The sequence below is a fragment of the Streptomyces sp. NPDC057287 genome, assembly GCF_042667905.1.
GTDB lineage: Bacteria > Actinomycetota > Actinomycetes > Streptomycetales > Streptomycetaceae > Streptomyces.
Map to the genome: position 1 here is coordinate 108,392 of NZ_JBHUYV010000006.1, position 24,651 is coordinate 133,042.

The 24,651-nt window shown below is 71.5% G+C and carries 22 protein-coding genes; 13 read left to right on the forward strand and 9 right to left on the reverse strand.

Translation table 11 applies throughout. From position 1 onward, the window contains the following. Positions 1-27 precede the first annotated feature (27 nt). The 3 genes from ACFUNE_RS13375 to ACFUNE_RS13385 all read left to right on the forward strand — a co-directional run bounded on the left by ACFUNE_RS13375 (position 28) and on the right by ACFUNE_RS13385 (position 2,337). Positions 28-609 (forward strand): sugar O-acetyltransferase, encoded by a 582-nt coding sequence (locus ACFUNE_RS13375; protein WP_383566723.1) that lies wholly within the window; start codon positions 28-30, stop codon positions 607-609. An 11-nt stretch (positions 610-620) separates the two neighbouring features. Further along, positions 621-1,166, forward strand: a complete 546-nt coding sequence (locus tag ACFUNE_RS13380; RefSeq protein WP_383565908.1) for a TetR/AcrR family transcriptional regulator — start codon at positions 621-623, stop codon at positions 1,164-1,166. Between the two features lie 256 nt (positions 1,167-1,422). Then, a complete protein-coding gene (locus tag ACFUNE_RS13385) occupies positions 1,423-2,337 on the forward strand; it encodes an SDR family oxidoreductase (protein WP_383565911.1) in 915 nt (304 codons plus the stop codon). A 61-nt stretch (positions 2,338-2,398) separates the two neighbouring features. On the opposite strand, the gene ACFUNE_RS13390 is transcribed toward ACFUNE_RS13385, so the two are convergent. Next, complete coding sequence (locus ACFUNE_RS13390; RefSeq protein WP_383565913.1) at positions 2,399-2,950, reverse strand: hypothetical protein; 552 nt, start codon at positions 2,948-2,950, stop codon at positions 2,399-2,401. A gap of 128 nt (positions 2,951-3,078) precedes the next feature. Between ACFUNE_RS13390 and ACFUNE_RS13395 the strand changes: the two genes are divergently transcribed. The 4 genes from ACFUNE_RS13395 to ACFUNE_RS13410 all read left to right on the forward strand — a co-directional run bounded on the left by ACFUNE_RS13395 (position 3,079) and on the right by ACFUNE_RS13410 (position 8,905). Continuing rightward, positions 3,079-3,696: an HAD family hydrolase gene (locus ACFUNE_RS13395; protein ID WP_383565915.1), complete on the forward strand. Its 618-nt coding sequence runs from the start codon at positions 3,079-3,081 to the stop codon at positions 3,694-3,696. A gap of 147 nt (positions 3,697-3,843) precedes the next feature. Then, a complete protein-coding gene (gene aspT / locus ACFUNE_RS13400) occupies positions 3,844-5,520 on the forward strand; it encodes an aspartate-alanine antiporter (RefSeq protein WP_383565917.1) in 1,677 nt (558 codons plus the stop codon). Between the two features lies 1 nt (position 5,521). After that, positions 5,522-7,225: an aspartate-alanine antiporter gene (gene aspT / locus ACFUNE_RS13405; protein ID WP_383565919.1), complete on the forward strand. Its 1,704-nt coding sequence runs from the start codon at positions 5,522-5,524 to the stop codon at positions 7,223-7,225. Positions 7,226-7,258: 33 nt separating this feature from the next. Continuing rightward, positions 7,259-8,905 (forward strand): bifunctional aspartate transaminase/aspartate 4-decarboxylase, encoded by a 1,647-nt coding sequence (locus ACFUNE_RS13410; protein ID WP_383565921.1) that lies wholly within the window; start codon positions 7,259-7,261, stop codon positions 8,903-8,905. 16 nt (positions 8,906-8,921) lie between these two features. On the opposite strand, the gene ACFUNE_RS13415 is transcribed toward ACFUNE_RS13410, so the two are convergent. Continuing rightward, a complete protein-coding gene (locus tag ACFUNE_RS13415) occupies positions 8,922-9,158 on the reverse strand; it encodes a hypothetical protein (protein ID WP_383565923.1) in 237 nt (78 codons plus the stop codon). A gap of 165 nt (positions 9,159-9,323) precedes the next feature. On the opposite strand from ACFUNE_RS13415, the gene ACFUNE_RS13420 reads away from it, so the two are divergent. Further along, positions 9,324-9,707 carry a cold-shock protein gene (locus ACFUNE_RS13420; protein WP_383565925.1) on the forward strand — a complete coding sequence of 128 codons (384 nt, stop codon included), beginning with the start codon at positions 9,324-9,326 and terminating at the stop codon, positions 9,705-9,707. Positions 9,708-9,741: 34 nt separating this feature from the next. On the opposite strand, the gene ACFUNE_RS13425 is transcribed toward ACFUNE_RS13420, so the two are convergent. Genes ACFUNE_RS13425 through ACFUNE_RS13440 form a run of 4 tightly spaced genes read right to left on the reverse strand, consistent with a single transcriptional unit; the run spans position 9,742 to position 13,323 of the window. Continuing rightward, a complete protein-coding gene (locus ACFUNE_RS13425; protein WP_383565927.1) occupies positions 9,742-10,647 on the reverse strand; it encodes a 1,4-dihydroxy-6-naphthoate synthase in 906 nt (301 codons plus the stop codon). Continuing rightward, positions 10,619-11,338 carry a futalosine hydrolase gene (locus ACFUNE_RS13430; protein WP_383565929.1) on the reverse strand — a complete coding sequence of 240 codons (720 nt, stop codon included), beginning with the start codon at positions 11,336-11,338 and terminating at the stop codon, positions 10,619-10,621. The genes ACFUNE_RS13425 and ACFUNE_RS13430 overlap by 29 nt, the downstream gene beginning before the upstream one ends. A 26-nt stretch (positions 11,339-11,364) precedes the next feature. After that, positions 11,365-11,847, reverse strand: coding sequence for a DUF2771 domain-containing protein (locus ACFUNE_RS13435; protein ID WP_383565931.1), 483 nt, complete (start codon positions 11,845-11,847; stop codon positions 11,365-11,367). Positions 11,848-11,874: 27 nt separating this feature from the next. Beyond that, complete coding sequence (locus tag ACFUNE_RS13440) at positions 11,875-13,323, reverse strand: MFS transporter (protein ID WP_383565933.1); 1,449 nt, start codon at positions 13,321-13,323, stop codon at positions 11,875-11,877. A gap of 451 nt (positions 13,324-13,774) precedes the next feature. Between ACFUNE_RS13440 and ACFUNE_RS13445 the strand changes: the two genes are divergently transcribed. The 3 genes from ACFUNE_RS13445 to ACFUNE_RS13455 all read left to right on the forward strand — a co-directional run bounded on the left by ACFUNE_RS13445 (position 13,775) and on the right by ACFUNE_RS13455 (position 19,283). Continuing rightward, positions 13,775-14,707 carry a DUF3027 domain-containing protein gene (locus ACFUNE_RS13445; RefSeq protein ID WP_383565935.1) on the forward strand — a complete coding sequence of 311 codons (933 nt, stop codon included), beginning with the start codon at positions 13,775-13,777 and terminating at the stop codon, positions 14,705-14,707. Between the two features lie 245 nt (positions 14,708-14,952). Next, positions 14,953-18,126, forward strand: a complete 3,174-nt coding sequence (locus tag ACFUNE_RS13450) for a sacsin N-terminal ATP-binding-like domain-containing protein (protein ID WP_383565937.1) — start codon at positions 14,953-14,955, stop codon at positions 18,124-18,126. Positions 18,127-18,419: 293 nt separating this feature from the next. Beyond that, a complete protein-coding gene (locus ACFUNE_RS13455) occupies positions 18,420-19,283 on the forward strand; it encodes a calcium-binding protein (RefSeq protein WP_383565939.1) in 864 nt (287 codons plus the stop codon). A 12-nt stretch (positions 19,284-19,295) separates the two neighbouring features. Here ACFUNE_RS13455 and ACFUNE_RS13460 read toward each other — a convergent pair whose 3' ends face one another. Together ACFUNE_RS13460 and ACFUNE_RS13465 are read right to left on the reverse strand one after the other, a co-directional pair. Next, positions 19,296-21,704: an HAD-IC family P-type ATPase gene (locus tag ACFUNE_RS13460; protein ID WP_383565941.1), complete on the reverse strand. Its 2,409-nt coding sequence runs from the start codon at positions 21,702-21,704 to the stop codon at positions 19,296-19,298. 171 nt (positions 21,705-21,875) lie between these two features. Beyond that, the gene (locus tag ACFUNE_RS13465) at positions 21,876-22,163 is read right to left on the reverse strand and encodes a DUF2530 domain-containing protein (protein WP_383565943.1); all 288 of its coding nucleotides are present in this window, start codon (positions 22,161-22,163) and stop codon (positions 21,876-21,878) included. Positions 22,164-22,338: 175 nt separating this feature from the next. Here ACFUNE_RS13465 and ACFUNE_RS13470 point away from each other — a divergent pair, with 175 nt between their 5' ends. After that, positions 22,339-23,790 carry an NCS2 family permease gene (locus ACFUNE_RS13470; protein ID WP_383565945.1) on the forward strand — a complete coding sequence of 484 codons (1,452 nt, stop codon included), beginning with the start codon at positions 22,339-22,341 and terminating at the stop codon, positions 23,788-23,790. Between the two features lie 55 nt (positions 23,791-23,845). Here the strand turns inward: ACFUNE_RS13470 and ACFUNE_RS13475 are convergent, their stop codons facing one another. Further along, complete coding sequence (locus tag ACFUNE_RS13475) at positions 23,846-24,061, reverse strand: hypothetical protein (RefSeq protein WP_208860956.1); 216 nt, start codon at positions 24,059-24,061, stop codon at positions 23,846-23,848. Positions 24,062-24,195: 134 nt separating this feature from the next. Here ACFUNE_RS13475 and ACFUNE_RS13480 point away from each other — a divergent pair, with 134 nt between their 5' ends. After that, positions 24,196-24,636 (forward strand): MarR family winged helix-turn-helix transcriptional regulator, encoded by a 441-nt coding sequence (locus ACFUNE_RS13480; protein WP_383565947.1) that lies wholly within the window; start codon positions 24,196-24,198, stop codon positions 24,634-24,636. The last annotated feature ends 15 nt before the right edge of the window (positions 24,637-24,651 follow it).

The following is a 24,651-nucleotide window of genomic DNA, read 5'->3' on the forward strand; positions in this document are numbered from 1 at the left end:
TCAAGGTGTACGGTCGTACGCATGCCGATGCCGATGGACTACTTCGCCGACGATCCGCGCACCAACCTGGAGCGCATGCTCGCGGGTGACCTCTACATCGCCGACGATCCGGAGATCGCCCGGCGGCAGCAGCGGGCGATGCGCCTCGCGGCCCGCTTCCAGGCCGCGTACACCGAGGACGCCGACGAGGCCAGGGCGGTCCTGGCCGAGCTGCTGGAGTCCGTGGGCGAGGGTGTCGACCTGCGCCCGCCGCTCTACGTCGACTACGGCAGCAACATCTCCATCGGCGCCCGCACCTTCGTCAACTACCACCTCACCGCGCTGGACGTCGCGCGCATCACCATCGGCGAGGACTGCCAGATCGGCCCCAACGTCCAGCTCCTCACCCCCACCCACCCCGTCGAGCCGGGACCCCGCCGGGACAAGCTGGAAGCAGCGCTCCCCATCACCATCGGTGACAACGTCTGGCTCGGCGGCGGAGTCATCGTGTGCCCCGGGGTGACCATCGGTGACAACTCGGTGATCGGCGCCGGCGCCGTGGTCACCAAGGACATCCCCGCCGACGTCGTCGCGGTGGGCAACCCCGCCCGCGTCGTCCGCAGCGTCTGACCGGCCCGCCCATGGCAACCGGACGTACGGATCCGCAGCGGCGCGAGCGGATCCTCGCCGCCACGCTCGACCACATCGCCGACGAGGGCGTCGCCGGTGTCTCGCACCGCAAGATCGCCGCCCGCGCCGACGTGCCGCTCGGCTCGATGACCTATCACTTCAGTGGCATCGACGAACTGCTGCGCGAGGCCTTCACCCGCTTCGCCGACCAGTTCGTGGCCGTGTTCGAGCACCACCTGGGCCGGGCCGGCACGCCCGAGGAGGCGCGTGAAGCGGTCATCGACCTCATCCACGTGCTCTCCGAGGGGCCGCGCCGCGAGCTCGTCCTCACGCAGGAGCTCTACACCCTGGCCGCCCGGCGTGACGAGTACCGCGAGCTCACCCACGCGTGGATGAACCGCAGCCGCCGTCTGCTGGAGCAGCACTTCGACCCGGACACCGCCCGTCAGCTCGACGCGCTGATCGAAGGGCTGGCCCTCCACCGGGCGCTGGACACCGAGCCGCAGGGCCGCGAGCTGACCCGGCTGGCGGTGCTGCGGATGACCTCCGGCGGCTAGGCCGGACGCCGCCGACGCCGGATCGCGCACACGCGCACATCCCCGAACCACCTGTGGGGTGCGGACCTGACCCCGCACCCCACAGGTTTCCTCCCCGGTCCCTCCGCGGGGCACGGCGAACCGGCCCGGCAAGGGCGACAGAAGATGTCCGGTTTCCGGGCAACCATGGTGTCCCCGCCGCCCGCACGGGCGGCGGCGCGTCACGTCGCCGCGTCTCGTCACGTCTCGGCGCACGGATCGATCCGGGAGGACACGCATGGAAGCGGCACTGGACGGAAAGGTCGCGCTCGTCGCGGGGGCGACACGAGGAGCCGGCAGAGGGATCGCGGTCGAGCTGGGCGCCGCCGGGGCCACCGTCTACGTCACCGGGCGCAGTACCCGCGCACAGCGGTCGGAGTACGACCGCCCCGAGACCATCGAGGACACCGCGGACCTGGTGACCGCGGCGGGGGGCCACGGCATCGCGGTCCCCACCGACCACCTGGTCCCCTCGCAGGTCCGCGCCCTGGTGGACCGCGTCGCGGCCGAACAGGGCCGGCTGGACGTCCTGGTCAACGACATCTGGGGCGGTGAACACCTCTTCGCCTGGGACACCCCCGTGTGGGAGCACGACCTGGACAAGGGGCTGCGGCTGCTGCGGCTCGCCGTGGAGACCCATGCGATCACCAGCCACCACGCCCTCCCCCTCCTGCTGCGCGGCCGGGGCGGGCTGGTGGTCGAGATGACCGACGGCACCGCCGAGTACAACCGGGACACCTACCGGAACTCCTTCTTCTACGACCTCGCCAAGACCGCCGTCCTCCGCATGGGCTTCTCCCTGGGCCACGAACTGGGCCCGCGCGGTGCGACGGCGGTGGCGCTGACCCCGGGCTGGATGCGCTCGGAGATGATGCTCGACCACTTCGAGGTGACCGAGGAGACCTGGCGTGACGCCCTCGACCGGGTGCCGCACTTCTGCATCTCCGAGACGCCGTCGTACACCGGGAGGGCCGTCGTGGCGCTGGCCGCCGATCCCGGGGTGAGCCGGTGGAACGGGCAGTCGCTGTCCAGCGGCGGGCTGGCGCGGGAGTACGGGTTCACCGACCTCGACGGCAGCCGGCCGGACGCCTGGCGCTACCTCACCGAGGTCCAGGGCCCCGGCCGCCCCGCCGACGCGGCCGGCTACCGCTGAGCCGCTCCCGCAGGCGCCCGGCGGCGGACCCCCGTGCCGCGACGCGCGAGGTCCTGCTCCGTCAGGTCCGGGCCGTGCGCATCCCCACCTCCTGGGCGCTCACCGGCGCCTGGATCCTGTACACGTCACCGACCCGCAGGCGTCCCGGCGTGCTGTATTCGCCGTGGACGGCGACGTAGGAGACGGCCGTCCGCGAACCGGGCTGCCAGAACGTGCGGTAGTACGGCGCGTTCGCCGAGTTCTCCGGGATCTCCACCAGCGGGACGCCACGCCGGTGGAGAAGGCGCTGGAGCTTCTCGAACCGCAGGCGGGGTGCGAAGGACCCGTAGCGGGCCCGGAGCACCTCGCCCGGGAGGGTGCGGTCGCGGCGGGCGAGCCGGTGGACCTGGAGGCTGAAGTGGTGCCCCGACCAGGGAGCACCGCCCCGCTCGCGGTGGAAGTGGAACTCGGCCAGGCCGTAGTCCCGGAGCATGGTCCGCCGGCCGAAGGCGTTCTCGGCGAAGTCCGTCCCCATGACCGCGGCGACCCGGTCGGGGGTGTCGGCCGGCCGGAGGCCGAGGACGGTGCCGGTGGTGACGGTGTGGACATAGAAGGCCAGGGAGTACGGGGTCACTTCTCGTTCCTCGGCAGCAGGGAGGGGCGCGTGCGGGTGAGTCTGCACGCCGGGCAGCTCGGCACGGGAGCCAGGGGGGCGGGGACGGGCTCGCCGGTGGCGCCGCGGCACTCGGCACAATGGACCTCATGCCCTCACACACCCTGACGGTCGGATTCGACCTCGACATGACCCTCATCGACTCCCGGCCCGGTATCAAGGCCGTCTACGAAGCGCTGGCCGCCGAGACGGGTGTGTACATAGACACCGATCTGGTCGTCAGCCGGCTCGGCCCGCCGCTCGCGGAGGAGATGTCCAACTGGTTCCCGGCCGAAGCGATCCCGGGAGCGGCCGACCGGTTCCGGGTGATCTACCCGGACCGGGCGATCGCGCCGACGACGGCGATGCCCGGCGCCCGGGAGGCCGTCGAGGCCGTGCAGGCGCTCGGCGGACAGGCGATGGTCGTCACCGCCAAGTACGAGCCGAACGCCAAGCTCCACCTCTCCCACCTCGGCATCCCCGCGGACACGGTGATCGGCGGGCTCTGGGCCGAGGGCAAGGCGGAGGCGCTCCTGGAGCACGGCGCGCGGATCTACGTCGGCGACCACACCGGCGACGTGCGGGGGGCGCGTGCGGCCGGCGCCCTGTCGGTCGGTGTCCCGACCGGCCCGTGCGACGAGGAGGAGCTGCGGGCGGCGGGCGCCGATGTCGTCCTGCCGGACCTCACCGCCTTCCCCGCCTGGCTGCGGAGCTTCACAGCGGTGTGATGTGCGCCGGACGGCCCACTCGGCGTCCGGCCGGCACATCGGACGGCACCCCCGGCGCTGTCGCGGGTGCCGTCGTACAGCACTGCTGTTAATTTCACCCCTATGCCCAAAAAACATACGCATTGCCCGATTGGCGGGTGAGGCGGGGTGGGTGTTCTCCGTGACAACCCTGCCCTCTCCCTCTTCCTCTGCCTGGCCGCCGGCTACCTCCTCGGCAAACTCCGGGTGGGGCCCATCGCCCTCGGCGGCATCTGCGGCACGCTGATCGTCTCGCTGCTGCTGGGCACCCGGCACGTCAGCGTGAACGACGACGTCAAAGAGGTCTTCTTCGCCCTGTTCATCTTCTCGCTGGGCTACATGGCCGGGCCCCAGTTCTTCGCCAACCTCAACCGCAGCAGCCTGCGCTTCTTCGCTCTCTGCCTGATCGAGCTGGTCTGCGTCCTCGGCATCGCCTTCGGGCTGGCCAAGGCCTTCGACCTGGACGTCGGCACCGCCTCCGGGATCCTGGCCGGCGCGGCCACCGAGTCCGCCGTCGTGGGCACGGCGACCGAGGCCATCGGCAAGCTCAGCGACCTGACGTCCGACCAGATCACCCAGTACCAGGGGCACGTGGCCACCGCGTACACCGTCTGCTACCTCTTCGGCCTGATCACCATCGTGCTCTACACCAGCCAGATCATGCCGATGCTGCTCCGCATCAACCTCGCGGACGCCTCGCGGCAGCTGTGGGAGAAGATGCGCGGCGGCGCGGGCGGTCTGGAGTCCGACGAGCGCGAGGCGCTGCCCGGCATGGTCGGCCGCACCTATCTGGTGACCCTGGCCGACGGCCGGACCGTCGGTGATCTGCAGAGCGCGTTCGGCGGACGGATCACGGTCGAGGGGGTCAAGCGCGGCAGCAAGCTGCTCACCCCGGACGCCGGTCTGGAGCTGACGCTCAGCGACCTGGTCCAGGTGGTCGGCCTGCGGTCGGCGATCATCGAGGCGGGCCGGGAGATCGGCCCCGAGACGCCCGCCGTGCCGGGACTCGACACCCCGCTGGCCACCAGCCAGGTCGCCGTCACCGACAAGGAGACCGTCGGCGCGTCCATCGACCGCCTGCAGAAGCGTCACCCGGAGTTCCGCAAGGACGGTGTCTACATCACCGACGTCCTGCGCAACGACCAGCACCTGCCCGCGAGCGGGGAGACCACGCTGGCCCGGGGCGACGTGCTCACGCTGGTCGGGGCCCGGGGCGGACTGAACCGGCTGGTCGCGAAGCTCGGCGCGGTGGTGAAGAACGACTCCACCGACTTCATCTACCTGGGGTTCGGCATCGTCGCGGGCTCCCTGCTCGGCCAGATCGTGGTCAAGGCCGGGGACGTCCCGCTGTCGCTCGGCACCGGTGGCGGCTGTCTGATCTCCGGCCTGGTCTTCGGCTGGTTCCGCTCCCGCAGCCAGACCTTCGGCGCGTTCCCGCCGCAGGCCGCGAGCACCCTGAAGGACATGGGCCTGGCCGTCTTCATCGCCTGCACCGGGCTGGCCGCCGGGCCCCAGGCCTGGCCGCTGCTCAAGGAGTACGGGGCGCTGCTGCCGGTCGCGGGGATCGCCATGGTCCTGATCCCGGCGACGATCTCACTGATCGTCGGGCGCAAGCTGCTGAGGATCGAGAAGCCGCTCCTGATCGGCGCCATCGCCGGACAGCAGTGCTCCACCCCGGCGATCACCTCCATCACCCAGGTCGCCCAGAGCTCCGTACCGCTCCTCGGCTACACGATCACCTACACGCTCTCCAACTTCCTGCTGCCCTTGACCGGACCCATCCTCGTCGGAGTGCTGGGAGCCTGACATGGTCGACTTCCTGAACCGGAACATCTTCCAACCCCATCCGGAACTGCTCGTCTTCGTCGTGATCGCGCTCGGCTTCCTCCTCGGGAAGGTCAGGTACCGGACGATCGCGCTCGGCGCGGTGACGGGGTGCCTGGTCGCCGGGCTGGTGCTGGGCGCGCAGTTCAAGGTGGAGATCGACGACACGGTGAAGAACCTGTTCTTCATCATGTTCCTGTTCGCCCTCGGCTACCGCGTCGGCCCGCAGTTCTTCCGGGGACTGAGGAAGGACGGCCTGCCCCAGGTCCTCAACGCGGTTCTCGTCTGTGTCACCGGGCTGCTGGTCTCCTGGCTGTTCGCGAGCCTGCTCGGCTACGGTCCCGGGCTCGGCGCCGGTCTGATGAGCGGGGCCCTCACCCAGTCGGCCGCCATCGGTGTCGCCCAGGACGCCATCGGCACCCTGCCCGGGCTCTCCGCGGCCGAGGCGAAGTCCCAGCAGAACCTGGTGGCCGTCGGGTACGCGGTGACGTATCCGCTCGGCACCATCCTCTGCGCGATGCTCCTGGCGAACGTGCTGCCCAAGCTGTACCGCAGGGACCTGGCGAAGGAGAGCGCCGAGCTCGCCGCCGAGATGGACGCCCCGGACGACAGCCCGGACGAGGGCGAGGGCTACTACGAGGTGGTGCTGCGCGCCTACCGCGTCGAGCGCCCCGACCTGGCCGGCCGCTCCGTGGCGGACTTCGAGGACCAGCAGAAGCAGCTCGGGCGGCGCGTCTACCTCACCGGGGTCCGCCGCGCGGGCACGGTCCTGGAACACGACCAGTCCCGCGTCCTCCAGGTGGACGACACCGTCGCGGTCAGCGCCGTCCGCGGCGACCTGGTCGCCTTCGACCCGCGTACGCACATCGGGGCCGAGGCCGACGACGTCGGGCTCCTCGGCTACCGCACCGAGACACTGCACGTGGTGGCGTCCGAGAAGGCGCAGCTCGGCCGGACGGTCGACGAGCTGCGCCGGGAGCCGTTCATGGTCGGCGTGTACGTCGACAAGCTGTACCGGGCCGGGGCGGAGTTCCCCTACCGGCTCTCCACCCGGCTGGAGCGGGGCGACACGGTGGTCCTCACCGGCCCGGAGCGGCTGGTGGGCCCGGCGGCGAAGGCGCTCGGCAAGCCGGTGCCGACGAGCTTCGCGACCGACATGGTCTGGGTGGGCCTCGGCATCTTTCTCGGCGGCTGCATCGGTATCCCGGCGCTGACCGCCGGCGGGGTGCCGATCTCCCTGTCCACCTCCGGCGGCGGCCTCATCATGGGCCTGGTCTTCGGCTGGATCCGCGGAAAGTATCCGACGTACGGAAACGTTCCGCCCGGTGCCCAGTGGTTCATGGACACGCTGGGGCTGTGCGTCTTCGTCGCCGTCGTCGGCATCAACGCCGGGCCCAGCTTCACCAGCGGGCTGTCCTCCGCCGGCTGGGGGCTGCTCGTCCTGGGCGCCGTCGCCACCGTCGTCCCGCTGATCGTGGGCTTCCTGGTCGGGCACCACGTGCAGAAGATCCGTTTCCCCGTCCTGATGGGCGTCCTGGCGGGCGGTCAGACCACCACGGCGGCGATCGGAGCCGTCAACGAGACCTCCAGATCCCAGATCCCCACCCTCGGGTACACGATCCCGTACGCCGTCGGCAACGTCCTGCTGACGGTGTGGGGCGCCGTGATCGTCCTCCTCAACCACTGACCGACACCGACCTGCACGGGAGCGGACACCACCATGCCGAAGACGAGACTCAGCCGGGAAGAGATCCGGTCCTTCGCCCAGCTCTCCCCTTTCGAGCTGAAGGACAAGTTCATCCAGATCGCGACGGAGGCGCAGAGCGACAAGGCCGGCCAGAAGGGCATGGCCACCCGGGCCATGCTCAACGCCGGGCGGGGCAACCCGAACTGGGTGGCCACCGGCCCCCGCGAGGCGTACCACGCGCTCGGATACTTCGCGATCAGCGAGTCCCGGCGGGTGTGGACGGCCGACAACCTGGGCGGCATGCCCGAGGAGTCGGGCTGTGCCGCACGCTTCGAGCACTTCGTCCGCACCAACCCCGGTCTGCCCGGCATCGAGCTGCTGAAGTCGTGCGTCGACCTGGCGGTGAAGCGCTTCGGCTTCGTGCCGGACGCCTTCGTGCACGAGCTGGCCGACTCCTCCATCGGTGACAACTACCCGGTGCCGGACCGCATCCTGCGCCACACCGAGCAGATCGTGCGGGGCTACCTGGCGGACGAGATGTTCGACCACCGGCCGCCCGAGGGACAGACGATGAGCCTGTTCGCCACCGAGGGCGGCACGGCGGCCATGTGCTACGTCTTCGACTCCCTGATGAAGAACGGGATCCTGGAGAAGGGCGACCGGATCGCCCTGATGGTCCCGGTGTTCACCCCGTACCTGGAGATCCCGGAGCTGGACACCTACGACTTCGACGTGGTGACGGTGGAGGCCAGTCTGTTCACCGAGACCGGGGTGCGCCAGTGGCGCTACCCGCCGGAGGAGATCGAGAAGCTCGCCGACCCGTCCGTGAAGATGGTCTGCTGCGTCAACCCGAGCAACCCGCCCTCACTGGCCCTCTCCACCCGGGTCTCCGAGCAGATCGTCTCCCTGGTGGCGGACCGCAACCCGAATCTGATCATCGTCACCGACGACGTGTACGGCACCTTCGTGGAGGGGTTCCGCTCGCTCGCCGCCGACCTCCCGCGCAACACGCTGCTCGTCTACTCCTACTCCAAGCACTACGGAGCGACCGGCTGGCGGCTCGGGGTGATCGGGCTGCACGACGACAACGTGATCGACGAGATGCTCGCCGCCCAGTCGCCGGAGCAGAAGGCACGGCTGGAGAAGCGGTACGGGACGCTGTCGCTGGAGCCGGGGAAGATCCGCTTCATCGACCGGCTGGTCGCGGACTCCCGGCAGGTGGCGCTGAACCACACCGCCGGGCTCTCGCTCCCGCAGCAGATGATGATGACGCTGTTCTCGCTCTTCGACATGCTGGACGAGGGCCAGGACTACAAGCACCGGATTCGCGCCATTGTCCGGCAGCGGCTCGACCTCCTCCTGGAGGGCGTCCACATGAAGGTGTCGGAGGACCCGAAGCGGGCCGCGTACTACATCGAGCTGGATCTGCTGGCCGAGGCCGAACGCGTCCACGGCAAGGAGTTCGCCGACTTCCTGGAGCAGAACTACGAGCCCGTCGACCCGCTCTTCAGGCTCGCCGAGCAGACCTCCGTGGTGCTGCTCAACGGCGGAGGCTTCGACGGCCCCGAGTGGTCGGTGCGGGTCTCGCTCGCCAATCTGGACGACCTCGACTACCTGAAGATCGGCCACCACCTGCGCGTCATCTTCGACGAGTACGCCCAGGAGTGGCGGGCCGGGTAGCGGGCCGGGCGGGCCGCTACCTCGTCGCGGCCCGCTTCGGGGAGTTCATCCACACGGACCGCACCACCCCGGCGGCCGCGATCAGGAAGCCCAGGCCCATCAGCATGCACACCGCGTAGGCGACGGACGGGAACGGGTCGGTGCCCAGGAACAGTGGGGCCACGGTGACCAGGGTGGCCAGTGCGCCGATGAAGAAGACGATCGCGCCGACCCGTACGAGCCGGTCGCCTGCGCCTGAAGGAGTAGTACTCACCCGGCCAGGGTAGTTCCCTGCTCGGCGGAACCGGTCGGCGACGTCTTGTGTCCGGCCCTTGGGCCATTAGCCTGGGACACGGCGGGTCACAGACCCGCCGTACTGCTATCCGGAGCCGTTGCGCGGCTCTCCCGCACACCGACGAGTACGAGGACGAGGACAGACGTGCCCACGGGTAAGGTCAAATGGTTCAATTCGGAAAAGGGCTTCGGCTTTCTTTCGCGCGACGACGGCGCCGACGTCTTCGTCCACTCCTCCGTACTCCCGGCCGGCGTCGAGGCCCTCAAGCCCGGTCAGCGCGTCGAATTCGGTGTGGTCGCGGGCCAGCGCGGTGACCAGGCCCTCTCCGTGGCGATCCTCGACCCCACGCCGTCCGTCGCCGCCGCGCAGCGGCGCAGCCCGGACGAGCTGGCGTCGATCGTGCAGGACCTGACGACGGTGCTGGAGAACATCACGCCGATGCTGGAGCGGGGCCGCTACCCCGACAAGGCCGCCGGCGCGAAGATCGCGGGTCTGCTGAGGGCGGTCGCGGACCAGCTCGACGTCTGACGCGGGGCCGGGCCGCTCGGGCCCGGCCCCCGCTTCAGCGTGCGGTGACGGACAGCGCGTCCGGGGCCAGCGCCGGTACGAGGCCCTCGGCCGCGGCCCGTGTCAGCAGGCCGCGGATCGCCGCGTAGCCGCTCTCGCCGAGGTCGGCGGTGAATTCGTTCACGTAGAGGCCGATGTGCTGGTCGGCCACGGCCGGGTCCATCTCCTGGGCGTGCTCCAGGACGTACGGACGCGACCGCTCCGGGTCGTCCCAGGCCATCCGCACCGAGGTACGGACCGATGCCGCGAGCCGCTCCAGCGTCTCCTGGCCCAGCGAGCGCTTGGCGATGATCGCGCCGAGCGGGATCGGCAGCCCGGTGGTCGACTCCCAGTGCTGGCCCATGTCGGCGAGGCTGTGCAGTCCGTAGTTCTGATAGGTGAAGCGGGCCTCGTGGATCACGAGCCCGGCGTCCACCCGGCCGTCGCGCACCGCGGGCATGATCTCGTCGAACGGCATGACGACGATCTCGCCCACGCCGCCGGGCACGACCTCGGCCGCCCACAGCCGGAACAGCAGATAGGCGGTGGAGCGCTCGCTCGGCACGGCGACGGTCTTCCCCGTCAGGTCCGTGCCCGGCTCCTTCGTGAGGACGAGCGGCCCGCAGCCACGCCCCAGAGCGCCGCCGCACGGCAGCAGGGCGTACTCGTCGAGCACCCACGGCAGCACGGCGTACGACACCTTCAGGACGTCGAACTCGCCGCGCTCGGCCATGCCGTTGGTGAGGTCGATGTCGGCGAAGGTGACATCCAGGGCCGGAGCGCCGGGGACCCTTCCGTGCGCCCAGGCGTCGAAGACGAAGGTGTCGTTCGGGCACGGCGAGAAGGCGATCCGCAGCGCGGGGAGCGGTGCGCCGGCGGAGTCGGTCGCGGTGTCAGTCACGGTGTCGGTCGAGTCGGTCATGCGGGGTCCAACTTTCCACTACGGGTGCGGTCTTCCCGAACGCCTCGGTGAGCGCCGCGAGGGCGTCGCCGATGCGCCAGGCCTCGCGGTCGCGCGGGCCCACGGCGTTCGAGACGGCCCGGAGCTCCAGGGCCGGCACGCCGAACCGGTCGGCGGCCTCGGCGACGCCGAAGCCCTCCATGGCCTCGGCTACGGCTCCGGGGTGCGCGGCCAGCAGCTCTGCGGTGCGGGCCGCGCTGCCGGTCACGGTGGAGACGGTGAGGACGGTGCCCGGCACCGCGCCGGTGGCCCCGGCCACGTCCCGCACGAGGAGCGGCGGCGGCAGGAAGGTGTCCCTGCCGAAGCCGAGACCGGTGACGGGCACGAAGCCGTCCGGGGTCTCGGCGCCCAGGTCCGCCGCGACGATGCCGGTGGCCACCACGAGGGTGCCGACCGGCGCGGAGGGCGCGAAGCCTCCGCCGATGCCCGCCGAGACGACGAGCGCGTACGGCTCCGAGGCGGGCGCGGCGGCGAGGGCGAAGGCGGTGGCGGCAGCCGAGGCGGCCGGGCCCACCCCGCCGGCGAGGACGTCGTAAGGGCCCGCCCGGTGAAGCTCGGCGCCCGGCACCTCGCGCACCTGGGGCCCACCCCCGAACGCACGCGTGACCGCGTCCCTCTCGGCCGGGACGGCGGTCACGACAAGCACCCGCACGGCGGTGGTCCTCGCAGTCGGAGGGGTCAGGAGGTCTTCTTGAGCTGGAAGTGCCAGACGCCCGTGAGCTTCTGACCCTTCGTCTCGACGATGCTGACCTGCGTCTTGGAGGCCGTGGTCTCGCCGGTCTGGCTGGCGAAGAAGGCGCTGCCCGGGATGGTCCGGTAGGTCTTCTTGTACGGCTCCTGCTCGGCCTGCTGGCCGTTGATGAAGAGGGTCCAGCCGTGGTCCGCGACCTCGGGGTCGACCCCGAAGTGGACCTTGTCGTCCATCGCGACCTCGACGGACTTCTCCGCCTTCTTGTTGAGGCAGCCCTGGACCTCGGACTCCTTGAGGGCGTTGCCGTCGTTGTAGCAGGCGGCCTCGGTGCTCACCGAGGTGTCGCCGACCGTCACGGTGGCGAGCGGCGTCGGCTTGTCGCAGGCGGACAGGACAAGGAGTCCCGCGGACACGGCACCAAGAGCGACGCCGATTCGACGGCCCTTACCGGAGAAGAACGCAACGGTCATGCGCCGAAGGTTATCGGTCGGTGCCGCTCACGCCACGCGGGGGTGCGGTGAGCCGCGCCGTGCGGCCCCCAGGAGGCCCCGTACGGAGGCGGCCGCGCCGAGGGCGAGGAGCCCGGCGGCGACGGACATGCCGAGTACGCCGTTGAGGGGGAGCGCGATGCCGATCGCCCCGCCGACGACCCAGGACATCTGGAGCAGCGTCTCCGAGCGGGCGAATGCCGAGGTGCGCACCTCCTCCGGCACGTCGCGCTGGATCATCGCGTCCAGCGACAGCTTCGACAGGGCCTGGGTGAAGCCGGCGACCGCGGCGAGGGCGGCCACCATCACCGTGCTGAAGAACACCGCCGCGAGGACGGCGACGCCCAGGGCGAGCCCCAGCACCGTCGCGACGATCACCTCGGGCCCGCGTGCCCTCAGCCATGAGCCCACCGCCGTGCCGCAGGCGTTGCCCGTGCCCGCCGCGACGCCGACGATGCCGAGGGAGACGGCGGCGCTCTGCCCGGCCAGGGGGTGCTCGCGCAGCAGGAACGCGAGGAAGAAGATGAGGAAACCGGAGAGGGCGCGGTGCGCGGCGTTCGCCTGGAGGCCGTGCAGGACGGACGGTCCGACGGACCGCAGCCCAGGCGGCTTCTCCCGGCCGTTCCTCCGGCGGACCTGTGTGCTGCCGGTCTTGCCGCTCCTGCCCCTCTTGTCGCCCTTGGCCGGGCGGGGGAGGGGAGCCGGGGCCGCTTCCTCGTGGGGAAGGACGAGGCGGGCCTTGCGCTCGCCCTTCGCGGAGTCGACCTTGTGGGGCAGCGTGAAGGCGAGGACGGTCCCGCCGAGGAAGATCGTGCAGGCGCCGTAGAGGGGCCAGGGGGACCCGATGCTCTGCAGCCCCGCCCCGATCGGCGCCGCGACGCCCGTCGCCAGCAGGCCGGCCAGGGTGACCCGCGAATTGGCCTTCACCAGGGAGAAGCGGGGTGGCAGCAGGCGGGGGACGACGGCGCTGCGCACGACGCCGTACGCCTTCGAGCAGACCAGGACACCGAGGGCCGCGGGATAGAGCTCCAGGCCGCCCGTGGCCACCGCGCCCGACATCGTGATCGCGAGCACCGCCCGGGCGAACATCGCGCCGGCCATCGCGGCGCGGCGGCCGTGCGGCAGACGGTCGAGGAGTGGGCCGACCACCGGGGCGAGCAGGGTGAAAGGGGCCATCGTGACGGCGAGGTAGAGGGCGACGCGCCCGCGTGCCTCGTCCGTCGGCACCGAGAAGAACACCGTGGAGGCGAGCGCCACGGTGATCATGACGTCGCCCGCGCCGTTGACCGCGTGCAGTTCGATCAGCTTGCCGAGGCCGGACTCACCCGCCCCATGGGCGTGGGTGGCCTTGCGGATCCCGCGCGCGGTGCCGGTGAAGGGGGCGCGCAGGGCACGGCCGATCGCCCGGACCGCCCTGCGGAGCGGACCGGATCCGTCGGACGACCTGGCGGCGGTCACGGAGTCATAGTGCCCCACCCCCCGCTGTCACGAACCGATGAGCGGGCCGGGGCGTGGCGGCGGACGCTCCGTCGGGTGAGTCGTCCCCGGCCGGGAAATGGCCGGGACGCACCGCCGTCCCCGGGGGATTCCGAGCGAATCCGGCTCGGTCCGGGACGGGAACGGAAAGCTTTCCGTAAGGGTTCCGGTCCTGTTTGGGACGTGCAGGTGGGCGCGGGGCGGCGGAGAGGGTAGCGTGCACTCACGCGCCACCGGCGGTTGTTCTTGGCCGCGCGCCTCTCCGCGATCCCGCAGAATGGGTTGCAGAAGGCGCGCCCGAGGCAGGCACAACGGGTGTGGACGTCGACGCGGCCCCCAGGTCCGCTCCGCTCACAACTGTCATGGCCGAAATCGGACATCGATGGAGCTGCTGGCGCGCTCGTGAGACGGCGTATGGAGAGAAGCGAGACCTGTGAGTGCTGCGACGACGCGAAGCCGTACGGCCCGTACCCCCGCCCCTGACCGTCTGTGCGCCGAGGCGGTAGACCTCGCACGCGCGGCGGCGGAAGAGGCTGCCGCGCCAGGAGTGGTGGGTGAGCACGTGGCCCTGGTCTCCGAGGGGGACCGGGTCGTCACGCACTACTTCGAATCCAAGGAGCCCGGCTACCGGGGCTGGCGCTGGGCGGTGACGGTCGCCAGGGCCTCCCGCGCCAAGAACGTCACCCTTGACGAAACGGTGCTGCTGCCCGGCTCCGACGCGCTCCTCGCCCCCGAGTGGGTGCCCTGGAGCGAACGGCTGCGCCCCGGCGACATGGGCCCCGGCGACCTCCTGCCCACCGAGGCGGAGGACCCGCGCCTGGAGCCCGGCTGGACGGGCGAGGACGAGCCCCTGCCGAACTCCGCCGTCTCCGACGTGTCGCAGGAGCTGGCAGCCCTCGCCGACGCCGAGGACGCGGAGCTCACCACCCTGCCCGGGACGAGCCGGGGCTCGATCGCCTCGGTCGCGGACGAGCTCGGTACGCGGCGTGCGCGGGTGCTGTCCCGGTACGGCCTGGGGCTGGCGGCGGACCGGTGGGACGAGGAGTTCGGCGCGAAGACCCCCATGGCGCAGGCGGCGCCGGCGTCCTGCGTCACGTGTGCGTTCCTGGTGCCGATGGCGGGCTCCCTGAAGCAGGCCTTCGGGGTATGCGCGAACGAGTTCGCTCCGGCGGACGGCCGCGTGGTCTCGCTGTCGTACGGCTGCGGGGGCCACTCCGAGGCGGCGGTCATGCCGAAGCCGCCGAAGCCCGCTCCGCACGCGCTGGACACGATGCAGGTGGACGACTACCAGCTGCGCCCTTCGCACGACTCCGGCTCGGTCCCGTCCCAGCCGGACGGCTCGACGGAGGACCTGGGCCACTCCTGACGCTCCGGCCCGCCGCCGGGGTGCGTGTGCACCCCGGCCGCGGATCCGCCCCGGTTTCCCCTTCCGGGTGCGACGGCGGCTCCGGCGGCACATTCCGTCCCTTCCGGTGAATCGCGGACGACGGGCCCGGGCGGGGGTGCGGCAGTGCCCCGGTGCCGGGGCACGGGCGGCGTTCTCCTTCGCGGTACCTTCGGGCGCACACTGGGCGTCACGGGTCACCGGAAGAGCGGAGTACGAGCGTGGGCATGAATGCGACCGAGGGGGCCGATCCGTTCGGGACGGCGCGACTGCGGCGCGGCGTGCTCGACGCCTGGGGCGCCGGCCCCGCCCGCTTCCGGGAGGACGCCAACGCCGAGGAGGATCTCGCGCTGGGCGGCTACCGCGACCGCCTCGTCGTCGAGCTGGCCCAGAACGCCGCCGACGCCGCCGCCCGCGCCGGGGTACCCGGCCGGCTCCGCCTCACCCTGCACGAGGGCCCCGAGGGCAGCGCCGTCCTGGCCGCCGCCAACACCGGAGCCCCTCTCGACGCGACCGGCGTCGAGTCGCTGAGCACCCTGCGGGCCTCCGCCAAGCGTGAGGGCCACGAGTCGGCCGTAGGCCGCTTCGGCGTCGGCTTCGCCGCGGTGCTGGCCGTCAGCGACGAGCCCGCCGTGATCGGGCGCCACGGCGGCGTCCGCTGGTCCCTCGCGGAGGCCCGCGACCTCGCGCGGCAGGCGTCCGTCGGCAGCCCCGGTCTCGGCGACGAGCTGCGCCGCCGCGACGGGCACGTACCGCTGCTCCGGCTCCCGCTGCCCGCCGAGGGCACCGCGCCCGACGGCTACGACACCGTGGTCGTCCTGCCGCTGCGTGACGGTGTCGCCGAGGACCTCGTGGGCCGGCTGCTCGACGGCGTCGACGACGCGCTGCTCCTCACCCTGCCCGGCCTCGACGAGCTCGTGATCGAAACCCCCGACGGCGCACGGACGTTGCGCCGCTCGCAGGACGGTCCGTACACGCACATCGACGACTCCGCGCGGGGCCTCCGCCGCTGGCGCACGGTCGCGGGCCACGGCCCGCTGGAGCCCGCACTGCTGGCCGACCGGCCCGTCGAGGAGCGGCTCCGGCCGCACTGGTCCGTGACGTGGGCCGTGCCGGTGGACGAGCACGGGGCGCCCCAGCACCCCCGCACGGCACCCGTCGTGCACGCCCCGACCCCCACCGACGAACCCCTCGGCGTCCCCGCGCTGCTGATCGCCTCGCTGCCGCTGGACACCGCCCGCAGGCACCCCGCGCCGGGCCCGCTGACCGACTTCCTGGTGGAACGCGCGGCCGACGCCTACGCGGATCTGCTCGCCGGGTGGGAGCCCGTGTCCGTCGCGACGATCTCCCTGGTGCCGGGCCCGCTCGGCAAGGGGCAGCTCGACGGTGCGCTGCGCGCCGCGATCCTGGAACGGCTGCCCCGGGTGGCCTTCCTGGAGGCCGCCGCGCCCCGGGACCCGGCGGAGTCCGCGGGCCAGTGGGACGACTGGGACGGCGCCGGGACCCCGCGCCGGGACACGACGGCGCTGCGGCCGGTCGAGGCCGAGGTGGTCGAGGGCGTGGGCGCGGAGACCGTACGGGTCCTCGCCGAGGTCCTCCCCTGCCTGCTGCCCGCCGGGCTGGAGCGCCGCACCGAGCTGCGCACGCTCGGCGTCGCCAGGGTCCCGCTGACCGAGGCCGTCGACCGGCTGGCCGGTCTGGAGCGCGACCCGCAGTGGTGGCGGCGGCTGTACGACAGCCTGGCCGGGGTCGACCCCGACCGGCTCTCCGGCCTGCCCGTGCCCCTCGCGGGCGACGCGGACGTGCCCCGCACGACCATCGGCCCCCGCCAGGTCCTCCTGCCGCTGCCGGACGGGCTGACCTCGCCCGTCCTCACCCGGCTGGCCCGCCTCGGTCTGAAGGTGGCCCACCCGGACGCCGCCCACCCCCTGCTGGAGAAGCTGGGCGCGCTGCCCGCCACCCCTCGCGCCGTCCTGCGGACCCCGCAGGTCCGGGCCGCGGTCGCCGGGTCGCTGGACGCGGGAGAGATCTGGGACGAGGACGCCCTGGACGGCGAGGAGCTCGCCGACACCGTCCTCACGCTCGTACGCGATGCGGACCTCGCCCCCGGCGACGAGCCCTGGCTGGGCGCGCTCGCCCTGCCCGACGAGGACGGCGAACCGGCGCCCGCCGGCGAACTCGTCCTGCCGGACAGCCCGTTCGCCCAGGTGATGCGTGAGGGCGAACTCGCCCTGTGCGACGCGGAGATGGCCGAGCGCTGGGGCGAACAGCCGCTGACCGCCTGCGGGGTGCTGGCCACCTTCGCTCTCGTGCGGGCCACCGATGTCGTCCTCGATCCGGACGAACTGGAGCCCAGGGACGGCGACTTCGCCGAACCCGACGACGCCGGTCTCCTCGACGCCGTCGACGTCTGGTGCGAGGACGTCCTGGACCAGCTCCCGGACACCCCGGTTCCGCCGGTCGCCACCGAGCTCGTCGCCGTGCGCGATCTGGACCTCGTCGACGACGACGCCTGGCCGCAGGCCCTCGCGATGCTCGCCCGCCCGCCGCTGCGTGACGCGCTGACCCAGCCGGTGCGGGTCCTGCTCCCGGACGGCACGACGCAGTCGGTGCGCCCCTACACCGCCTGGTGGCTGCGCGATCACCCGGTGCTGGACGGGAGGCGCCCGGCCGGTCTGCGGGCGGCGGGCGGCGACCCCCGGCTGGCGGGACTGTACGACTCCGCCGACGCGACGGGGTTCGACGACGCGCAGGTGCTGCGCGCACTCGGCGTACGGACCTCGGTGGCCGCGCTCCTGGACGAGCCGGGCGGAGCGGCGGAGCTGCTGGGCAGGCTCGCGGACGAGGAGCGTCCCGTCGGCCCCGTGCAGCTGCATTCGCTCTACACGGCGCTCGCCGAGCTGGACCCCGAACAGGTCACGCTGCCCGACGAGTTGCGGGCCGTCGTCGGCGACGAGGTGCGGGTCGCCGACGCGGCGGACGTGGTCATCGCGGATGCTCCCGACCTCCTGCCGCTGGCCGGCGGCCTCCCACTGCTGCCGGTGGCTCCGGCCCGCGCGGCCGAGCTGGCGGACCTGCTCCAGGTGCGGAGGCTCGGCGAGAGCGTCGAGGCCGTCGTGACGACGGAGGGCGAGGAGCACCGGGTGCCGGAATCCGTGCGGATCCTGCTCGGCGCCGGGACCCCCGACACGTACATCGAGCACGGTGAACTGCGCGCGGGCGGTGTGGAACTGGACTGGCGCCGCACCCCGGACGGGGTGGTCCACGCGTCCACCCTGGAGGGCGTGGCGGCCGGTCTCGCCTGGGCCGCCGGTCAGTGGCCGCGCCGCTTCGAGGTGGCCGCGCTGCTGGAGGACCCCTCCCGCACCGAGGAGCTGGCCCGGGACCGCTGGTTCGACTGACCGGCCGGTCCGCGCGAAGCCGCAACCGGTCCGCGCCAAGCGGCGGCCGGGCCGTGTGAAGCCGCGGCCGGGTCCGCTCCGGTCCGGCCGCTTCGGTGGGCCGCTCCCGGCCTCACCGGTTCGGCAGCGTCGCGCAGATCCCGCGTTATGCAGATCTTCACAAAAAATACACTTCCCCGGCACAACCATTCACAGGTCAGGTCTGTCTCATCTGGCGAGTCAGCAGACTCATCGATCAGACGGGCCCGCAGACCGATCCACCGTCGCGGGTCCCATCTCCACCAGGGGACCACATGCGTATTCGTGCCACTGTTGCCGCTGTTTCCGGCGCCCTGGCCCTGTCCGCCCTCGCCGTTCCGGCGGCGCAGGCGGGCGACCAGGCCGTTCCCAGCCTGGACAAGCCGACCGCCGCCGAGGTGTTCGGCACCGGGGCCAAGGCCCCTCGCGCTGTCTCGCGCGCCGCGGTGACGACCCCCGTCATCTCGAAGGTCGTCATCAACGGCGGCAAGGACATCGTCCTCGGCACGACGGCCGCCAAGACGATCAGCGTCTCGGTCACCGCCTCGCACCCGTCCGGCATAGTCGACGGCTACATCGACCTCTGGCACGGCTCGGACGTCGAGACGGACGTCGACGGATGGGTGATGCCGAACGAGGATGCCGCGTCCTGCACGAACTCCAGCGCCACCACCGCCACCTGCAAGATGACGATCACGATCGTCCCCGGCGACGACCTGTACATGAACGCGCTGGCCGGCACGTGGAAGGTCACCGCGGGCGCGCTCGCCGGTGACGAGAGCGTCGCGTGGAACGACTACCAGGCCACGGCCCGTGTCCAGCGTCTCTCCAAGCTGACCGTCAACGCCGCACCGGAGCCCGTCAAGAAGGGCGGGACCATCACGGCCACCGGCAAGCTGTCGCGCGCCAACTGGGAGACCCACACCTACAAGGGCTACACCGTGCAGCCCGTCAAGCTGCAGTTCCGCAAGAAGACCAGCAGCACCTACACCACCGTCAAGACCATCAACTCCAACAGCACCGGTGAGCTGAAGACCACGGTCAAGGCCTCGGTGGACGGCTACTGGCGCTACAGCTTCGCCGGCACGTCGACCACCCCGGCCGTCACGACCGCGGGTGACTTCGTCGACGTGAAGTAGTCACTGACGTACTCACGAACGGAAGCGGCGGCCGACCAGCCTCCAGGCCATCTCCAGGACGGCCGCCGCGACCGCAGCGATCGCCACCGCCGCCCACGGCATCGTCGTCCCCACCAGCTTCAGCGCGAAGAAGTCCTGGAGCCACGGCACGGCGAGCACGATGAGGAAGCACAGACCCATCGTGGCCACCAGCGCGATCCGCCACCACGTGTAGGGGCGGGCGATGATCGCCAGGACCCACATCGAGACCAGGAACAGGGTGAGCGTCGCGGCGCTCGTCTCGGCGTCCAGCGCGCCCGTACCGGCGTAGTGGTGCCTGGCCAGCAGATACGTGGCGAAGGTGGCCGCCCCCGCGATGACCCCGGACGGGATCGCGTACCGCATGACACGGCGCACGAAGTGCGGCTGGGCCCGCTCCTTGTTGGGGGCGAGCGCCAGGAAGAACGCGGGGACGCCGATCGTCAGCGTGGACAGCAGCGTGAGGTGGCGCGGCAGGAACGGGTACTCCACCTGGAAGCACACCACCAGGATCGCGAGCAGCACCGAGTAGACCGTCTTCGTCAGGAAGAGGGTGGCGACCCGGGTGATGTTGCCGATGACCCGGCGCCCCTCGGCCACGACCGACGGCAGCGTCGCGAAGCTGTTGTCCATGAGCACGATCTGGGCCACCGCGCGGGTCGCCTCGGAACCCGAGCCCATCGAGACGCCGATGTCGGCGTCCTTCAGGGCGAGCACGTCGTTGACGCCGTCGCCGGTCATCGCGACGGTGTGCCCGCGCGACTGGAGGGCCCCGACCATGTCCCGCTTCTGCTGCGGGGTGACCCGGCCGAAGACCGCGTTCCGCTCGATCTCCGTCGCCATGTCGTCCCGGTCCTCCGGCAGCCGGCGGGCGTCCAGGGCCTTCTCTGCGCCCGGCATCCCCAGCTTCCTGGCCACCGCGCCGACCGAGACGGCGTTGTCGCCCGAGATCACCTTCGCCGCGACGTCCTGGTCGTCGAAGTAGGCCAGGGTCTCCCCGGCGTCGGCCCGCAGCCGCTGCTCCAGGACGACGAGGGCGGCGGGCTCCGCCCCGGAGGCGGCGTCGGCGGCGTCCAGCTCGCCCCTCACCCGGGCGAGGAGGAGGACCCGCAGCCCCTGTTCGTTGAGGTGGCCGGTCTCGGCGAGGGCGGGGTCGTCGGCGGACAGCAGGACGTCCGGGGCGCCGAGCAGCCAGGCGGACGTGCCGCCGTCCCCCTCGGTGAAGGCCGCGCCGCTGTACTTGCGGGCCGACGAGAACGGCATGGTCTGCGTGACGCCCCAGCCCTCGCCGTCCGGGTAGGCGTCGATGACGGCCTGGAGGCTGGCGTTCGGCCGCGGGTCGGAGGAACCGAGGGCCCCCAGCACGCGGCGGACGTACTCCTCGTCGGAGCCGTTCAGCGGGCGGACCTCGGTGACGTCCATGCCGCCCTCGGTGAGGGTGCCCGTCTTGTCCAGGCAGACGATGTCGACCCGGGCCAGGCCCTCGATGGCGGGCAGTTCCTGCACGAGGCACTGCTTGCGGCCCAGCCGGATGACGCCGATCGCGAAGGCGACCGAGGTGAGCAGGACCAGGCCCTCGGGGATCATCGGGACGATACCGCCGACCGTGCGGGCGACCGAGTCCTTGAAGTTGTTGTCCTTGACGACCAGCTGGCTGATGATGAGCCCGATCGCGGTCGGCACCATCATCCACGTCACGTACTTGAGGATCGTGCTGATGCCGCTGCGCAGCTCCGACTGGACGAGGGTGAAGCGGGACGCCTCCTCGGCGAGCTGCACGGCGTAGGCCTCGCGGCCGACCTTGGTGGCGGTGAAGGCCCCGCCGCCCGCGACGACGAAGCTGCCCGACATCACCGGGTCGCCGGGCCGCTTGACGACGGGGTCCGCCTCGCCGGTCAGGAGCGACTCGTCGATCTCCAGGCTGTCGGCCTCCACGACCGTGCCGTCGACGACGGCCTTGTCCCCGGGGCCCAGCTCCACGAGATCGCCGAGCACGATCTCGGAGACGGAGACCTCGCCGGACACCCCGTCGCGCCGCACGGTGGGTTTCGCCTCGCCGATCACCGCCAGGCCGTCCAGGGTCTTCTTGGCGCGCCACTCCTGGACGATGCCGATCCCCGTGTTCGCGATGATCACGAAGCCGAAGAGGCTGTCCTGGATCGGTGCGACCATCAGCATGATCACCCAGAGCACGCCGATGATCAGGTTGAACCGGGTGAGGACGTTCGCGCGGACGATCTCGGTGACGGAGCGGGACGAACGGACCGGTACGTCGTTGACCTCGCCCCGTGCGACCCGCTCGGCGACCTCGGCGGCGGTCAGCCCGCCCGGCGGCGCGGGCACGGGAGGGGTCCGTACGGGGTCCGGCTGTTCACCGGAGGAGTCGAGTGCCCGCTGCGTCATGATTCCGACCGTACGGGCGGAAGAGGTGATTCACCCGCCGGGCGACGGAAGGTCCGACCCGGGGAGGACCGGAATGGTCCCACGGTCGTACGCCGGCGGCGGAGAGCCCGGTCCCGTGGGGGCGGGCCGGGTGTCGGTGGAGAGCCCGGCCTCACGGGACCGGGCCGGGTGTCAGTGGCGCGCGCCGCCGGGCGTGGACTCCTCGACGGCGGCCTGCGCCGCGGCCCGCTTGAGCGCGGCGTCCCGTCCCCGGACGTACCAGATGCCGATCAGGCCCAGTCCGGCCCCGGCCAGGCAGACCCAGATCCACCAGGCGTGGCCGCGGTCGTCGAACCAGCCGTAGAAGGGGACCTGGACGAGGAAGAGGACGAACCAGAGGATCGTGCCGCCGGTGATGGTGGCGACGACGGGACCCTCCAGGGGCTCGGGTGCCTCGTGCTTCGGTGTCCACTTCTCCATGCGGTCAGTCTAGCCGGGGTGCCGCAGGCCAGTCGGCCCAAGGATCTACGCGCGGAGATAGCGATCTTCCCCTCATGTATTCATACTGAATCTGCTTATGGATGACTCGATTCATTCGTGTGAACATCCAAATCTGACTGGTTTCATCCCCTCGATGCACGACTGAAGGTCATACATGTCCTCCTCGGCCACCGCTCCGGTCGATCAGCCTCCGATGCCGCAGCCGCCGCACGGTGTTCTCGACCGTTACTTCAAGATCTCCCAGCGGGGGTCGACGGTCGCACGCGAGATCCGTGGCGGTTTCGCCACGTTCTTCGCCATGGCGTACATCATCGTGCTCAACCCGATCATCCTCGGCAGCGCGAAGGACATGTACGGGCATCAGCTCGACGGTGGCCAGCTGGTCACGGCCACCGTGCTGGCAGCCGCGTTCTCCACGCTCCTGATGGGTGTCATCGGCAACGTGCCGATCGCGCTCGCCGCCGGTCTCGGCGTCAACACCGTCGTCGCCCTCCAGCTCGCTCCCCGGATGAGCTGGGCGGACGCGATGGGCATGGTCGTCCTCGCGGGCATCGTCGTGATGCTCCTGGTCGCGACCGGACTGCGTGAGCGCGTGATGAACGCCGTGCCGCGCTCGCTCCGCAAGGGCATCGCGATGGGCATCGGCCTCTTCGTGCTCCTGGTCGGCCTGGTCGACTCCGGCTTCGTCTCCCGCATCCCGGACGCCGCGCACACCACGGTCCCGCTGCAGCTCGGCAACGACGGCCATCTCAACGGCTGGCCCGTCCTGGTCTTCATCCTCGGCACGCTGCTGACCCTCGCGCTGATCGTCCGCAAGGTGCCGGGCGCGATCCTGCTCTCCATCGTCGTCATGACCCTCGTCGCGCTGGGCATCGACGCCATCGCCGACCTGCCGGCCGGCGCCTGGGGGCTGACCGTCCCGGAGTGGCCCGGCAATCCGGTGGCGTCCCCGGACTTCGGGCTGATCGGTCAGGTCAGCCTGTTCGGCGGCTTCGGCAAGGTCGGTCTCCTGACCGGCATCCTCTTCGTGTTCACCGTGCTGCTGTCCTGCTTCTTCGACGCGATGGGCACCATCCTGGGCGTCGGCGACGAGGCCAAGCTGATGGACAAGGACGGCAACTTCCCGGGCATCAACAAGGTCCTCCTCGTCGACGGTGTCGCCGTCGCCGCGGGCGGTATCAGCTCCTCCTCCGCGTCGACCTGCTTCGTGGAGTCCACGGCGGGCGTCGGTGAGGGCGCCCGTACCGGGCTCGCGAGCGTGGTGAGCGGGCTGCTCTTCACGGTGGCGCTGTTCCTGACGCCGCTGGCGACGATGGTCCCCTCGCAGGCGGCGACCCCCGCGCTGATCGCGGTCGGGTTCCTGATCCTCGCGGGCAATGTGCGGGACGTCGACTGGAGCGACCTCACGCTCGCCATCCCCGCCTTCATGGCCATGCTGATGATGCCGCTCACGTACTCGATCACCAACGGCATCGGCATCGGCTGCATCGCCTTCAGCGTGATGCGCCTGGCGGCCGGCCGCGGCCGTGAGGTCCCGGCGGCCATGTACGTGGTGTCCGCGGTCTTCGTCTTCTACTACGCGATGCCGGCGCTCGGCCTCACGTAAGCGAACGGAGACGTCCGGACCGGACGTCGCTCCACCCCTGCGGGGCGGATCTCCGTCATGTGACCCGGTCGGCCGGGTCGGCGTGACGGGGCTCCGCCCCGTAGAACTTTTCCGTCTCGTCGACGGCCGCGTGGAAGCGCTCGTCGAAATCGTCGCGGACGAGCGTCCGGACCACGTAGTCCTGGACGCTCATGCCGCGTCTGGCGGCGTGCCGGCGGAGCCGGTCGAGCAGCTCACCGTCTATGCGCAGGCTGAGCACTGTCGATCCCATGCCAAGCAGGGTCGCGGCACATGTGGCTGGTTCGCGGCGCTTTCCGCCCCATACTCACTCGTTCGGGTGATCAGATTCTCGCGCGTGTACCACCAGCTGGTATTTAGCACAGCTAATGAGTTACGCTAAGGAACATGCCTGACCTGATCCACGACGGCGAAAGTGCCGCCGCCGTGAGCTCCCTTCGCTCAGCCGTGATGCTGCTGGGCCGGCGCCTGAAGCACCAGCGCGTCGACGAGTCGCTGAGCCCCACCGAGATGTCGGTGCTCGGCACTCTCGCCCGTTGCGGTTCCGCCACTCCCGGTGAGCTGGCCCGCAAGGAGCACGTGCAGCCGCCGTCGATGACCCGCATCGTCGCGCTGCTGGAAGCCAAGGGCCTGGTCAGACTGGAACCGCACCCCGATGACCGTCGGCAGAAGATGGTCAGCCGGACCGAGCAGGCGGAAGCCATGCTCGCCGAGAGCCGCTCCAAGCGGAACGCCTGGCTGGCCGATCTCGCCGAGGGCCTGGACGAGGACGAGTGGGAGAAGCTGCGGGCCGCCGCGCCCGTGCTGGAGAAGCTCGCCCACCTGTGATCCCGGCGGGCGCGC